General features: G+C 46.2%; 15 protein-coding genes. 2 read left to right on the top strand and 13 right to left on the bottom strand.

Translation table 11 applies throughout. The annotated features are described in order from the left end of the window. Positions 1 to 22: 22 nt before the first annotated feature. From CA267_RS09715 to CA267_RS09695, 5 genes are all read right to left on the bottom strand, one after another. Positions 23 to 2491: a putative bifunctional diguanylate cyclase/phosphodiesterase gene (locus CA267_RS09715; RefSeq protein WP_232367532.1), complete on the bottom strand. Its 2469-nt coding sequence runs from the start codon at positions 2489 to 2491 to the stop codon at positions 23 to 25. A gap of 16 nt (positions 2492 to 2507) precedes the next feature. Next, positions 2508 to 3683, bottom strand: a complete 1176-nt coding sequence (locus tag CA267_RS09710) for a hypothetical protein (protein ID WP_075607670.1) — start codon at positions 3681 to 3683, stop codon at positions 2508 to 2510. Then, positions 3680 to 4150, bottom strand: a complete 471-nt coding sequence (locus CA267_RS09705) for a substrate-binding domain-containing protein (RefSeq protein ID WP_139316213.1) — start codon at positions 4148 to 4150, stop codon at positions 3680 to 3682. Before CA267_RS09705 ends, CA267_RS09710 begins: the two co-directional genes overlap by 4 nt. A gap of 162 nt (positions 4151 to 4312) precedes the next feature. After that, positions 4313 to 5344 (bottom strand): glycosyltransferase family 9 protein, encoded by a 1032-nt coding sequence (locus tag CA267_RS09700; protein WP_075607672.1) that lies wholly within the window; start codon positions 5342 to 5344, stop codon positions 4313 to 4315. A 108-nt stretch (positions 5345 to 5452) separates the two neighbouring features. Further along, entirely contained in the window at positions 5453 to 6445 is a 993-nt protein-coding gene (locus CA267_RS09695; protein WP_075607673.1) for a glycosyltransferase family 9 protein, read from the bottom strand. A gap of 226 nt (positions 6446 to 6671) precedes the next feature. Here CA267_RS09695 and CA267_RS09690 point away from each other — a divergent pair, with 226 nt between their 5' ends. After that, entirely contained in the window at positions 6672 to 7385 is a 714-nt protein-coding gene (locus tag CA267_RS09690; RefSeq protein WP_075607674.1) for a 3-deoxy-D-manno-octulosonic acid kinase, read from the top strand. A gap of 73 nt (positions 7386 to 7458) precedes the next feature. Beyond that, positions 7459 to 7947, top strand: coding sequence for a pantetheine-phosphate adenylyltransferase (gene coaD / locus CA267_RS09685; RefSeq protein ID WP_075607675.1), 489 nt, complete (start codon positions 7459 to 7461; stop codon positions 7945 to 7947). A 25-nt stretch (positions 7948 to 7972) separates the two neighbouring features. Here coaD and mutM read toward each other — a convergent pair whose 3' ends face one another. From mutM to CA267_RS09645, 8 genes are all read right to left on the bottom strand, one after another. Next, the gene (mutM, locus tag CA267_RS09680; RefSeq protein ID WP_075607676.1) at positions 7973 to 8782 is read right to left on the bottom strand and encodes a bifunctional DNA-formamidopyrimidine glycosylase/DNA-(apurinic or apyrimidinic site) lyase; all 810 of its coding nucleotides are present in this window, start codon (positions 8780 to 8782) and stop codon (positions 7973 to 7975) included. Between the two features lie 3 nt (positions 8783 to 8785). Next, positions 8786 to 9259, bottom strand: a complete 474-nt coding sequence (locus tag CA267_RS09675; RefSeq protein ID WP_075607677.1) for a hypothetical protein — start codon at positions 9257 to 9259, stop codon at positions 8786 to 8788. 353 nt (positions 9260 to 9612) lie between these two features. Then, positions 9613 to 9768, bottom strand: a complete 156-nt coding sequence (gene rpmG / locus CA267_RS09670; protein ID WP_013786148.1) for a 50S ribosomal protein L33 — start codon at positions 9766 to 9768, stop codon at positions 9613 to 9615. A gap of 11 nt (positions 9769 to 9779) precedes the next feature. After that, positions 9780 to 10016: a 50S ribosomal protein L28 gene (gene rpmB, locus CA267_RS09665; protein ID WP_075607678.1), complete on the bottom strand. Its 237-nt coding sequence runs from the start codon at positions 10014 to 10016 to the stop codon at positions 9780 to 9782. Positions 10017 to 10422: 406 nt separating this feature from the next. Further along, entirely contained in the window at positions 10423 to 12531 is a 2109-nt protein-coding gene (locus CA267_RS09660) for a YjbH domain-containing protein (protein ID WP_075607679.1), read from the bottom strand. Beyond that, a complete protein-coding gene (locus CA267_RS09655) occupies positions 12528 to 13262 on the bottom strand; it encodes a capsule biosynthesis GfcC family protein (RefSeq protein ID WP_075607680.1) in 735 nt (244 codons plus the stop codon). The genes CA267_RS09660 and CA267_RS09655 overlap by 4 nt, the downstream gene beginning before the upstream one ends. Continuing rightward, positions 13259 to 13960 carry a YjbF family lipoprotein gene (locus CA267_RS09650; protein ID WP_083638235.1) on the bottom strand — a complete coding sequence of 234 codons (702 nt, stop codon included), beginning with the start codon at positions 13958 to 13960 and terminating at the stop codon, positions 13259 to 13261. Before CA267_RS09650 ends, CA267_RS09655 begins: the two co-directional genes overlap by 4 nt. A gap of 106 nt (positions 13961 to 14066) precedes the next feature. After that, complete coding sequence (locus tag CA267_RS09645) at positions 14067 to 14417, bottom strand: hypothetical protein (RefSeq protein WP_075607681.1); 351 nt, start codon at positions 14415 to 14417, stop codon at positions 14067 to 14069. Positions 14418 to 14423: the final 6 nt, after the last annotated feature.

The raw sequence follows: 14423 nt of genomic DNA, 5'->3' as shown, positions 1-14423 counted from the left end.
ACGAGCATAAAGATCAGCCTCGCTAATCAACGTTAACTGACGCACTGTTTATTGGCGGCAGTGTATTCCATACCTGATCGGTTAGCTTTTCGTTCAGTACCGACCATAAGTCTTTTTCAGGAATCGGCGGGCTGATGAGATAGCCCTGGCCTTGATGGCAGTCGAAGTGGCACAGTAGTTCATATTGCTCCTGCGTCTCCAGACCTTCCGCTATAACAGTTAGCCCCATATTTTTAACCATTGATATGGTAGAAAAGACTATGCTGCGATCATCTGGGCTATCCAGCATGCCGGCAATAAAAGAACGGTCGATTTTTATTAAATCAGCCGGTAAGGCTTTTAAGTAACTGAGTGATGAATAACCTGTACCGAAATCGTCGATGGCAATAAGGCATCCCATTTCGCGAATGGCTTTTAACACTTCTGTGGTTCTTGCCATGTCTTGCACCAGCGCGGTTTCGGTTAGCTCCAGTTCAATCAGCTGCGGCGGTATGTTGTTTTTCTTTAATTGCTGATCCAGATAATTGGGTAAAGATGAATCAACAAATTGAGAAGCCGACACATTAATTGCCATTTTTATATTAAGGTAGCCATCGGCACGCAGCTCGTTCAGCAAGCGCATAGCCCGGAAAATCACCCAATAATCCAGCTCCAGCATAAACGGCGTGTTTTCCAGCAGCGGAATAAACTCGGCAGGTGAAATAAAACCTTTAGTGGGGTGATACCAACGTATCAGCGCTTCAAAGCCGACAAGCTTACGGGTTTTTAGATCAAGCTGTGGCTGCAGTGCAAGGCTGAAATGATCTTCTCTTAAGGCAATGCGCGCTTCGCTTTCCAACTCTACTTTGCGCATCACTTTTAAGTTCATGGTGGAGTCGAAGATACGGTAAGCAGCGCCCTGCTGAGCTTTGGCTTCATACATAGCGATGTCGGCGCTACGTAAAAGCTCAACCGCTGTTGATTCTGCGTATTGGGTTATGGCAATCCCAATACTTACCGAAATATAAAAATGTAACTCACCAATTTCGATAGGCGTTGTGAAGGCCTGTATCAGCTTTTCGGCGACAACTTCTACTTCTTCGCGCGACTCAATGTGCGATAGCAAAACCACAAATTCATCGCCGCCAAAACGTGAGGCAATATCTGTTTCGCGAATAGGTCTCACTATACGCTCTGCCGCTGCTTTAAGCAGCTTATCCCCCACTTCGTGACCATGGCTGTCGTTTACCTTTTTAAAGTCATCCAGATCTAAAAACATCAAGGCGACAGTTTTGGGTTCACGGGCACTGGCAGCAATTTGTTTATCGATTTGGAAGTTCAGCATGTTTCGATTCGGTAAGCCTGTCAGGCTGTCAAACATCGCCATATTTTCAAGCTGGGCGGTGGTTAATGCCATTTTGCTGTCGATATCTTCAAGCTGAATAGCCAGGTTTGTCGCGGTTTGCTCCAATACATCGAGTTCATCAGTAAGATGGCCGCGCTTGTGGAGCAGAGTATGCTGGCTGCGGGCTTTAAAATCGTCGTACCTGCGCTCAGCTAATAAAGGTAATCGCCTGCTTAACCGTAGCAGCTTTTGTCGGTACTGGTTTAGCAGAAGGTACATTAGCAACGCAAATAGAGCGAAAAGACCTATGGCGCTTCCTATCACATTTTGCTGATAGGAATTAGCCGCCGCGACATCCGCTGTAATGTCATGAACAAAAAGAATGTAGGTATTCTGCTGAATAGCGTGCTCTAACGGCAACAAGCTGACTAATAAAGATTGACGTTGCATTTTAAGTCGAATGCCTTTCTTTATCAGCGTATTCACATCTGTGGTTGCTGGCAGCGCAAGAAGAATATTATTAATGTAACTGGTGTTGGCGGGAGAAAGCTGACTCACAATTTCCATCGTTGCGGCACCATTAGAATCTTCTGCTGATCGTCGCACCACAGCCAATCTCTTGGCGTTGGTAGATTGCGACAATAACGCAAAAAGCTCCTGCAGGCTGCTGGACAATACGATAACAGCCGTATGCTGGTTCGCAGTCATAACGGGTACGCTTAAATAGTGCCGACACGCTTGTTCACACGCCACCACATCCCGTGGACGTAACTGCTGTTGCGTTAGTGGAATCAGGCGCGCCACGTAACCCGGTAATTGTGACTCCTCGCCGGAAATTAATGTGCCTTGGGGGTTGAACAACCACATACGGTCAATTTGTAAGCTAAGGTTTAACGGCTCCTTTGCTTTTTCCATGGCCGCTACCAATGCGTTTTCCTGACTTGTTTCGTCAGCCCCGAATTGCGCAAAGGTTTCTACCCACAGTAGCATTCGGTTGGTCAGTAGCCCTTGCAGCAATTCGTAACGCCGCAGGTTTCGTAATTGCGTATCGTTATGCTGCCGGTCAATATTAGCGGTGGATTGGGAGATAAGGATGACACTGATGGCTATGGTAACGGTGAGCATCATCGCCAGAAGCATTAACATTACCTTCGTGGTGAAGGACATTTTTACCTGCATCGATTTAAAACCAATACATCAGTTGCAACGCCCACATGCGCCAGTCTTCTTTGGTGGTCGCCTGCGTGCGCGGGTTTAGCAGTCCGGTCACGCGACCTGCGCCATCCACCCAGTGATGCTCGGCTTGCAGCCGCCAGTTCGGCGCGATGTCCCATCGTAAGCCTACAGCGTACGTATCTTCATACCCAAAATAGGCTGGAATAGCACCGCCACTTTCTAACATTAACTGCGTACCGTCTGGATCATCTTTGTCCAGTACATAGGTATCGTAGCTCAGCAACCCACTGAACTTGTCATTGAAAAGATAGCGCCACTGCACGTAGCCACCCTGCCCGGTTCTTTCATTGTAGTAATTTAGACCATAACCGCCGGTATCTTGCTGGTGCTCCCGTATCACTTCAGCGCTTAACTCCCAGGATTCACTGAAATAAATCATTGATAACATGGCGCGGGTAATATCAACCTCTCCATCTACCAAATTATCTACCGGTGCTGCATGGTAGGTGAAAGCGGATTGTAACCAGCTTGCTCCGAAGCGCCAGTTCATAGATTGCGGCTGCCAATACGCACTAAATTGGTGAACAAAGTCCTGATTAGCCTCGCCCATGGCAGTACCGCCAAGAAAAGAGCGGGTTTGCGCCTGATTCAGGGGCGTTTTGCCGTAGCTCCAGTTAACTTCCCAATTCCCATTGGTAGTGGCGCGAGTTAGCTGAACCAGCACACCGTCACTGCCCAGGGCGATATCACGAAAGCCATCGAAATATACCGACTGTGGCAAAATTGCGGTGGCTCTTGTTTGCGGCACATCACGCGTGGCCGAATACAGCCAATGCCGATTTTTAAAACGACCTACATGCACATGGGTTTGCCATTTCTCGATCTGAGGTAACCGCCAGTCCAGAAACAGGTAATCTAGCCGCAGTCCTTGTTCAAAACGATTACCGCCATCCAAATATTCAACCTGCCCCACCAGCGATAATGATGCTCCGAACCGGTAGCGTCCGTTAAGCCCTAGCTCCGTTAGCGAAGTGGAAATGTCATTATTATCGGTAATAAAGTTACTGTTAACCGACTGCGTTAACCCCTGAGAAATATAGCCGTGCCAACTGAAAGGATCAGCGCGGCTTGACTGACACGCGAACGCAGCAAATAGAACAATAGAAAATGTTACCAGCTTCATTCAATTTCCACCTTGTTCTCTGGTTGGGGGCCGGGAGTATCATCAAGAGCGTAGCCAATTGCCCCAGGAGTGCTAAGTACCGCTTCAATCAATTCGCTCTGCGAATTTAATTTTGTAGGAGGATCGCCCTGACCTGAAAAAGTAATCTGGTTCCACAGACGCTCTATTTGATATGGAAACATTTTTAGCTGCTCTCGGCAAAAAGCTTGATGCACAGGAGAGTTGGCATCCAGTACAAAAACAGAAATTTTCGAACCGTCAGACCAGTATTGTTGCCGGGCCGTAAAAATTTGACGCACTTCAGTGGCGGTAAGTTTAGAAACTTTCACCGTTTGGTTTACTATCACTACAATATCAGCCGCTTTGGCGGCTGCCGGGAGTAAGGTCAGCAATAAAACCGCGAAGATGAAATAGCTAAACGGCCACACCCTGTTGGCGCACATTGGATAGATGTCCTTTGTAATCAAAGGGGATTTCTCCCTGACAGATGCAATCCTACAAACTCCTTTAATTACGTAAGTGTAGATAACCCACACATATTTGCAGCTTAATCGCCACTTATACTAATCCAGCTGGATGTGTGATCGGCTCAGAGATAGAGGAATCCACCTAACTAAGGCAAGATAGTATTACATTAATACATTATCGACCTGCGTGAGAACGTCCTCAAGAGAAATTCTTGCCATTAATGACTCTCCTTTCGCTCGCGTTCCCCAGGGCAAGTCTTGCCAGGCCTTACCAGTTTGTTCTTTTATACATTCGTCGTATACCGATACTACGTTCTTCAGATTAAGATAGGGTCCGGTGCGGCGAGGATTAGAGTGGGCGTAAAGGCCGATTACGGGTGTGCCTACGGTCGTTGCCATATGAGCAGGCCCGGTGTCGGGTGCAATTACTGCTGACGCGTATTTCAGCAATCCAAGCAATTGATGTAAGGAGGTATTTCCTACATAGTTTCGGGTGATGCTACTGGTATGTTGCTCTATTGCTGCAGCGGTTTGGCGATCCAATTCAGCTGGCCCGCCACACAGCACCACGGCTTTCCCTTTGGTTACCAGATAATCCACCGCGCCTGCGTACCGTTCTGGCAGCCAGTTTCGCTCCCGCTTACTGGCCGCAGGGCTGATCACTACATAATCCCCCAGCTCGTCGGCTTCTTGTCTGGCCCAGTTATCGGCGTCTTTGTCTATGGGAATGTCCCAGCGCACATTATTTACCGGTGGTACACCCAGAGCATCGGCAAAATCCATAAAGCCTTCCAGAACATGAGCGTGCCGATGGGGTTGCACCCGCTGATTGCTAAATAACCAGTGCAATTCTTTACTTCGAGCCCAGTCAAACCCAATACGGCGTTTGGCTTTAATGACACGGGAAGCCATATTGGCGCGTAATGCCACCTGCATCATCAATAGGGCGTCGAAAACGGTATCGGCCAGCGCCGCTTTTAAATCCTGAACAGCTTTTTTACCCTGCTTTTTATCAAAAATAACAAAACGGATACCGGGCATATTTTTAACCAGCTGGTATTCAGTTTTTCCGATAACCCAGGTTAGCTCAACATCCGGCCAGTGGTGTTGCATTCGATTGACCATAGCAACGGCATGGCAAACATCACCAATTGCAGAGAGCCGCATTAAACAGATTTTTTTTTGCAAGGACATATTCAACAGTTACTTGGGGGCCGGTATTGTTTCTTCGCCAAATTTATCACAGTTGTGGCTCCGGCGATAATAATCGCGGTTTAAAGGCAAATTCATGCAGTGGCTTGCTTATTTCTGCATCAGTGCATTGAGCTGCCTTTTTAAAGCAGCGGTAACATTTTCAGGATCAATTTCACTCATCTGATCCTGATCCCGAACGGAGTTACCCGGTGAGAGCACAGCTTCTCCGAAAGCAGTTTTAGGTACCACCCGTGACCAGGCACTGGTGCCGACAGCGACCAACACTACAGCGGGTGTATTAACTGCAGCGGCAATGTGCAGCGGCGAAGAATCTATGGTCAGTAATAAGTCCAGCGCAGCGATAGTGTCGACAAAGCGATGAATATCGGTTTCTCCAGCGAGATTGGTCGATTCTGCACCTATCTCAGTCAACGCTACCTGAAAATTAGCATTATCTTCACGTTCCTGTTGATCGCCCAACAACACAAAATGCAGTTGGTAAGCTTCAATTAATGGTTTAACGGCTTCAATTGCTAAGGAATGAGGGTAATGCCTTACACCTTTATTCTTTCCCCCTAAATAGATGCCGACATAGAAGGTACTAAGAGAGGTAGAAAATGTAAGAGCGTCCCCTCGCGCTGTTATTTGAGTGGAATAAAGAAGTCGCTTCTCGTTCCCGTGAGCCGCGTTTACAAGGTGTGCGAAGTGATTTATGTAGTGCCGGGCACTATTCATTTTTTCTTTATGGTGCAGTAAGAAGCTACGGCCTTCTTTCTTATAACCCACAACCTGCTTTACTCCAGCTAATTTGAAAGCCAGTGCGTCGAGAAATGTATTACGAAACAAGATACCTAAATCAAAACGTTCTTTTCTGAGCATGTTGACAAGCGGAAAAAAGCCTTTGGCTCTTTGGCTGGAGCGCGGATCGCGCAGCACGCGATAGCGACTTTCTCGGCCGAACAGTTCAGCTGTCGCACTATTTACACATAATAAAGTGATAGAAGCCTGAGAGTGCAATTCCTGGAGTAACTGCAGTGACGGTGTACTCATAACTGCGTCTCCCAGATAATTGGGCAGCATCACCACGATGTTTTTGTACATCTCCGCGCATTCCTTTCATGTGGTTTAATCATTTATTATTGGCATGAAAACAATGACTTGTTTTGCCTTGAATGTCTTACTTAAGCTAATAGTAATATATCTTTGAATCGGATTAACGGCTACTCTTTAATTATCATAATCGGCGGGAAATACCCATTGTTTTACTTAAAGCTGAAAAAAAAAATTCGTTCGTTACAATGCGCAATTTACAGTTAGAAAATGGCGTATGATGATAAAACAGCAAATCTTAAGTAGCGGCCACTATGTAGTGTTTAATGATGCTCTTATTTCGGCGCCGGCTGGGCAGCATTTCAAACCTGAATACTGGGCGCAGCGTCAGCAGATATTAGGGCACGCAAAAGGACGCGGGACCACTCTTTTTATTCAACATGACGATGCTCAATGGGTGTTGCGTCATTATCGCCGCGGCGGGTTAATCGGCAAGCTGGTTAAAGATCATTACCTTTATACCGGACTGGAAAATACTCGCGCGTTTATGGAGTTTCGTTTATTGCAGACGATGCGCGATAAAGGTTTACGGGTTCCAACGCCTGTGGCGGCGCAAGTTGTTAAAGATAAATTACGTTATCGTGCCGATCTTATTACGGTAATGATTCCCGGCAGTGAAGATCTGCATAGTATTTTATGTAAGCGTGAAATAACCGACGCTCAGTGGCAGAAGGTTGGATGCGCTATTGCGCAGTTACATGGTGCTCAGGTTTATCATCACGATCTCAATATCCGTAATATCATGCTGGATCAGGCCTGCCAGGTGTGGATAATCGATTTTGACCGCTGCTATCAGCGTTCAGGAAGTGGCTGGAAAAAGGAAAACCTTGCGCGACTGCATCGATCGTTGGAAAAAGAAGCCACTAGAAATAATCCCTTTTATTACTCCGCGATAGCCTGGCAAAACATAATGAAGGGTTACCAGGCATAGGCAACTCGTTGCATCTCACCTGATTTGTGGGTACTGTGCGGGGTATTAACTTAATGCTTTGAACCCACACGTTATGCACACACGCGCTATATACCCGGGAACCTTTGATCCTATTACCAATGGTCACGCCGATCTCATTGAGCGTGCTTCGCAGATGTTTTCCCATGTTATTGTGGGTATTGCTGCCAATCCGAGTAAAAAGCCGTTGTTTACGCTGGAAGAGCGGGTGGAAATGATAACGGCAGTCACCGCTGATCTGGCAAACGTAGAAGTTCAGGGCTTTACCGGGCTATTGGCTGACTTCGCAGATATTCAGAATGCCACGATTCTGATACGCGGCCTGAGAGCTGTCTCTGATTTTGAATACGAATTTCAGCTCGCTAATATGAATCGCCGATTAAACCCGAAATTGGAAAGTGTTTTTTTAACGCCATCTGAAGAGAACTCATTCATTTCTTCTACGCTGGTGAAAGAAGTAGCGTTACATCGCGGTAGAGTAGGTGAATTCTGCCATCCAGTGGTGGAAGCTGCGTTATATGAGCGCTTAAAACGTAACTCATAACCTCCGCTCATTGACCGCACTACTCTCATCGCTGGCATACCGAACAGAAAAAAGTATTGCGTTGGCCTATCACCATGCTTTTTATTGGCGTTTCACAGCGTTCGCAGGGCAACCCTGTACGGCCGTATACACGCAGATGTTGCTTAAAGTAGCCGGGGTTGCCGTCTGTCTGGGCAAAGTCCTTGAGCGTAGTTCCGCCCTGTTCAATAGCCTTGGTAAGCACTGCTTTGATGTCGAGCGCTAAGTGTTTATACCGTTCGCGGCTAATGTTACCGGCTGATCTTTTCGGATGAATTCCCGCCATAAAAAGTGCTTCATTGGCGTAGATATTACCCACACCCACTACAGTATCATTATCCATGATGAAACTTTTTACCGGCGTCTTTCTTCCTCTGGAAAGCATGTGCAAACGTTCGCCATCAAATTCGTCTGTAAGCGGCTCGGGGCCGAGATTAGTCAACTGCTTCAGGGTTGTTCCCAGCGGTTGCCATAGGCAAGCTCCGAAGCGTCTGGGATCGTTATATCGCAGACATTTTCCGCTGCCTAATACAATATCAATATGATCATGTTTTACAGTGGGTGTCGCAGCATCCACTATGCGTAATTTGCCCGACATACCCAGGTGCAACACAATATTAGCGATGCCAATGTCAATCAGCAGATATTTCGCTCTTCGTACTACTGCCTTAATAGGAAGCCCTTCTGCCTGAGACAGCTCAAGTGGTACCGGCCAGCGCAAGCGGCTATCCCTTACAATTACGCGGGTAATCGTTTCATTTACCAGCCAGGGAGTAATGCCGAGGCGACTCACTTCTACTTCGGGTAATTCAGGCATAATTTACTCATACGTTGCCAATTCCGGGTTCCAAGGTAGCATGGTGTAAAGCAGAGAAGATGGCTTTAAGGTGAACCACTGATCATCATGTTTAACCAGAACTTTTTCATCAGTTGGGTAAAACGCAAACACATTGCCATTAGCATTACCCGCTAACCAAACTACTACCACATAAGGTGAAGTTGCCGTTTCAACTGCGGTGGGTACCAGTATGGCTTTTTGCCAGGCAAGGAGTTGATCCTCAGGTGAAACAGGTAAAGAAGGAAGCGTAGCTGTCTGTCGCCATTGCTGACCGACACGTTCCAGCCGATTATCGCCCTGCTCAATTTTTAACACATAATCATCCTGCATCAGCAACGGTCTTACAGCTGGCTCTTTCGCTGCAGGCAAGAAAGCATCAATATTAAATAACGCTATCATGAGTAACATGGCAAAAATTACCACGTTGTTCATCGCTCGCTGAGACAGTCGTGCCATCCTTTATCCTCGTTCCTGAAAGGGAAGTAGTGATTTTAGTGTCAGTGGTATTTTCTTCGCGAAGTAGCTTATTCTTTATCTGGTTTAGCAACCAGATAATAAAATGGGCTGCACATCGTGGTTGCTTTTGCTAGGGCATATCCAGCTACAACGTACATGATTTATGCACATTTCCTCATCACTCAGTGTAATGTTTTATAGAATGAAGCTATACCTTTGAATCGCTTAAATAGCGAAGAAAATCCGCATTTACCCGACACTACTTATCCTAAGTTTAGGTTAAGTCAGCCGTAACCAGAAAAGCAAAAAACCCGGCGCAGGCCGGGTTTTCGTGGAGACAAAAGCAAGTTTTATTACTTGATTTTGGCCTCTTTGAACATAACGTGCTTGCGTACTACAGGATCAAATTTTTTGATCTCCATTTTACCAGGCATGTTACGCTTGTTTTTATCAGTAGTGTAGAAGAAACCTGTACCTGCTGAAGAAACTAATTTAATTTTATCACGCATTGTCGATTTCCTTAGATTTTCACACCACTGGCACGGATGTCAGATAATACTGCATCAATACCTTTTTTGTCGATAATACGCATGCCTTTAGCAGACAAACGTAATTTAACGAAACGGCTTTCGCTCTCTACCCAGAAACGGTGAGATTGAAGGTTTGGCAAAAAGCGACGACGGGTCGCGTTTCTTGCGTGCGAACGGTTATTACCAACCGCAGGACGCTTACCTGTTACTTGACATACTCTTGACATTGTATTTGTCTCCGGAACAACGATAACTGTCGCGCCAAACGATCCCACCAATCACTGGGTCAGTTGACGTATTACTATAAATAAGAGGGCGCATTTTATACAGCAAATGCCGCCCAAATTCAATAAAAAAAGGGGAAAAGGTTGACGATCCGCGTCATTTTAACCATTTACGCTGATTTTTCAGCCAATTAGCTTTTACCTGCTGGCATTCTAAGAATGTAGAGAATACCACCCTTAACGCGCCAATCCCTCTTAAATTACGCCGAGATCCGACATTTTTCTGAGGGATCTCTAACTTTGTGCCTCGCCGAAAAAAAGCGACTTTGAGAGCGCGGTGCGTAGTTTACCTTATCTTTAGGCCAGAAAACACTCGATTTCGCTAGCAAAACCGTTTGCGTCTTACGTACTAGTCGAAAAACGGCGATCGCGCTTCCGTATAATCGATCATTCTCATCGGTCGATTCAACATTTGGCCGCCATCACGGGCGATCGGGATCCACGGGAACCGCCCCCGCCCTTTCGCGTGTTTGACTACAAACAGATCCAAGGGTACGGAAATATAGAAACCTTTGGTGAAGCTTCCTTCGCCGTATTCTTCAGAAGATACATCGGTAATGGCGGCGTAGGCGCCGACTACGATCCCCGAATCAAAGCGTTTGGCGAAATCAATATTCACCCCTTTATCTTTCGCCAGAAACTGACCGGCACTAACGGTTAACAAGGTATCGGGCAAAAACTCGGGCCGCCAGTATACGCTGGCATGACCCGTTAATACTTTGTAATCAAAGAAATCGAAATCGTTTTCGTAGGAGCGCTGCTGTACATAGTTAAGATCAACACCAAAGGCAAGTCGGCTATCCACAGGACGGTAAATCACTTCAGTACCTACGCCGCCGTACATTGTTTCCAGATAACCTGCATAAGCCTGGGCGTACACATTGTCTGAAAGCTTGTCCACCCACTGTGCGTACACGGTATCCATTATTATGTTGCTGCGAGTGACATATTCACGAACATAGGTACGCACACGGGGAAGCGTAGAGTCTTCTTTATCTACCTTAAAATTAAATTTATCGAAGTTGTCGATTACGGTGGCGCGAATGCTTCCATAAAAACCCACGTTTTTATTTAAGGTATAGCCCCCGCTAAATATCAAGCCGCCCTGGTACAAATAAAAATCCTCCGGGCTACCAAAGGTTTGCGTCCAGAAAAAGTCGGTAGAGAACCCAAACCCACGGGGAGAATTGGGCTCATAGTTTGCCAGCACCTCTGAATTGGGAGTTTCCCGATGGTATGTACTGGTAATATCGGATTCTAAACCTTCATACCGTGCCGCCGACAAAAACTTGTCGGCGTCTATAACGGTATCTACCATAGGAATACGACCGGTATTCTCTACCACATGATAGGTTTTGATGGTTTCAGGTACTTCTGAAGCGATAACCCGGCCGATAGATTCAGACGCCATATCGGTATCCCGAAAAGCAATTTGCTGGCCATAGAAAGTCGCAGCCTCATCATCAATATGCGCATCGGAAAGTACAAAGCCAGATTCAGTAGCCAAATCGCGATATAGCCGCTGATGGTTGATATCAGCGACAGTTTGCGGCCGTTCTACATTAATAAGAGAACGAGGTGGCTCTTCTATTTTAGTCTGCCTAAAGGTGTGCATATTAAACTTGTATGTCACACCAAAGCCCAAAGTATTCCCGCGCTGATAATTCAGGCTGAAATCGAAGTTATCCCATTTATACACCGCCCCCACATTCCAGCGGGTGTCCTGCTCTAATTTACCGGCGCGATCTCTTGAATAATCATTACCTTCAAATTCCAGCTTCAGGCGCAATGGCTCCCAAGGCGTCTGATATTCAATCCCGCCAAATATTGACGTGGTACCTTTGAAAAACTGTTGGTAATCGACTTTTCCTCCCCGACCAGAATATCCCGCGGGTCGGGAACAATAACTGTCTTTTAACTTACAGAACGGATTAGTAATGTCGTTAGCAGTACCAAGATAGCCCCAACCCAAGCCGAAATGGAAATCAAACGGGCCATAGGCTTTGCTGGCAGTGATATGTTCGCTTTCAAAAAAGCCAGTTCCACCGAAATCTCGAAAACCTAACGAGACTTCAGGTAAATAAAAGCTTTCTTCCAGCAAACGGAATTTTACGTCCAGCCCTTTATCTTTAAGGGTTTGATCGCCACTAAAACTTTCGACATCGCTGTACAACTTGCTTCTGACATCGGTATAACGTGCAGTAGCTTCCATCCACGGAAACAACTGTAAACTTACCGACCAAAACCGATACTCTTCATTGTCGGTATAATTAATATCGAAATCGCCTTCTGGGCGCATGCGTGAAGTTGGAGTTTGAATAAGCCCTGTACCGCCCTGAACCATTTGTGAAGGCGCGACGGAGACTTTGATAGCTTCATCCGCGTAACTGGATAATGATGTCAGGCATGCCAGCACAGTGACAGCAAGGCGCCATGGCCCGAGGAATACTAACTTCATGGTAATACCCTATGAACGGCTAACTGGGCGATTTGTCGATTGAGTTCGTCCACTTCCGGACTGAGAATGTAGGTAAATAAAGGCACAAATATTTGGCTGCCGGGCATAAGCGCCTGATAATTTCTGTTCCAATAAGCTACCCCTACTTTGTCAACGTTTCCTTTAGGATCAACGGCATAAATATAGTCAGGCTCAGCATTATCCCGTAAAGAAATTCCCTTAACATAATGAAAGGGCGAGCTCATTGGCTGAAATTCATATTCGCCAGGCAGAGTCACTAATCCGCTTACATGAACGACTGAAGGTCGAGTAGTTAATTTAACGATATATTGACCATCCGTAATCAACGGATTTTGAGCAATATTCAGTCGGGCAGCATCATAGTGAATGGGAGTAAGAATACGTTTTGCAAGTTGCCAATTTTCGATTTGCTGACGCAAAGCTCGCAAAGCAACAGCGTCTTCGTCCTGAGGTTGCAAATCTAATGCTAAGTCGTCAATTGCGGCAATGACTTTAAACCGCATTTTCTCTACGGCCGGATCATTCAGTTTATAGATGGCACTTGCTGGCCAATACCAGTTATTTCCCAACGCTACGGGAGCGAGTGCTTGAGATAAACGCACCGGTTTAAGATAGCGGTATTGTTGGTTATTGATCGTAAGTAATACGTCAGCCCAGGCACATGTTGTCGTAAGCAAAGCTGCCAAAGCAGCCACAACAATGCGTTTCATTGTGGTATTCCTTCTCTGGCGTCAATTAATCGAGTAGCGCGGCTCAAATAGGTCATATTGTATGTGTCGCCATCAGGCGAGAACTTCTGCTCTGACCGCAGTAACTCCTGAGACTCTTTATCGAACCAGTAACGGTTTTGCCAGGACAACCCCGTCTGAATAAACGGTGGCTGGGATGGGAATGACACGGTTTCTTCAATCACTAACGTGTCGAATGTTTGGCTTAAAATTGAAAGAGTTTCAGACCCCTTCAGGCGCCAAGCGGAGGAAATAGGTAAGCCATAACCCAGACCTTCAATGTCAATCGCGCGCGACCAATTAAACTTTAAAGGGAACGGTTGTAGTAAAGGGTTCTGCTCTAAATTGCCAGTAAAGATAAGATTTTCGGCTAATCCTTCGGTTCTGATTAGCACTCCATGATCGGCAATAAATAAAATATTATCGGCAGAAACCCATTTGTGGTGACCATTCTCAATATAAGCGAGTGCCATAATGGCAGAATCTCGATCGCCACTTTTTACCGCCATCAAGTCTGCGCGGCTGGCTCTTATTTGTTCTACTGTTAATGATGATTCAGAAGAAGAGAATGCTGCTTTAAGCGTGTCATAGTACGCCCTGTTAGTGCTGGAACATCCAGCCATAAAGCAAAATATGATAACAACGCCGGCTATATTACGGCTGTAAGTAGATAAAATCATAGGGTGAGAAACTGGCTCAGTTAGTGTGTCGCGACACTAATTTTTCTTGCAGAAACAAAAAAGCCGCTCCGTTTACCGGGGGCGGCTTTTTCTCAGAAAACGATTCTTACACAGAAGGTGCGTAAGTAACAGTAACTGGAACGGTAATAGTAGCAGTACCTGTGCCAGAAACAGTTACGGTATCAGTAACAGTAGTTCCTACACACACGCCATTTACCAGTGGATCAGTGCCTTCACAGCCAGGGTTAGGACCCTCGGCGTCGATATCTGCAGAACCACGGTTATTACTCACGATTGCTGCAGCAATTCCTACAGCTACAACACCAGCTGCGATAGTACTAGTGGCAACACCGCCAACTGTTGATGAGGTGGCGTCTTCTCCTCCAGCTTGATCCTGTGCAGTCGCGCTAAACGCTAACGTTGCACCAATAAATAATGAAACTAATGACTTTTTCATGTTGGT

This window comes from Alteromonas pelagimontana (genome assembly GCF_002499975.2).
In the GTDB taxonomy this organism is placed as follows: domain Bacteria; phylum Pseudomonadota; class Gammaproteobacteria; order Enterobacterales; family Alteromonadaceae; genus Alteromonas; species Alteromonas pelagimontana.
Note: the sequence above shows the minus strand (reverse complement) of the source record. Positions and strands in the feature narration are given on the sequence as shown.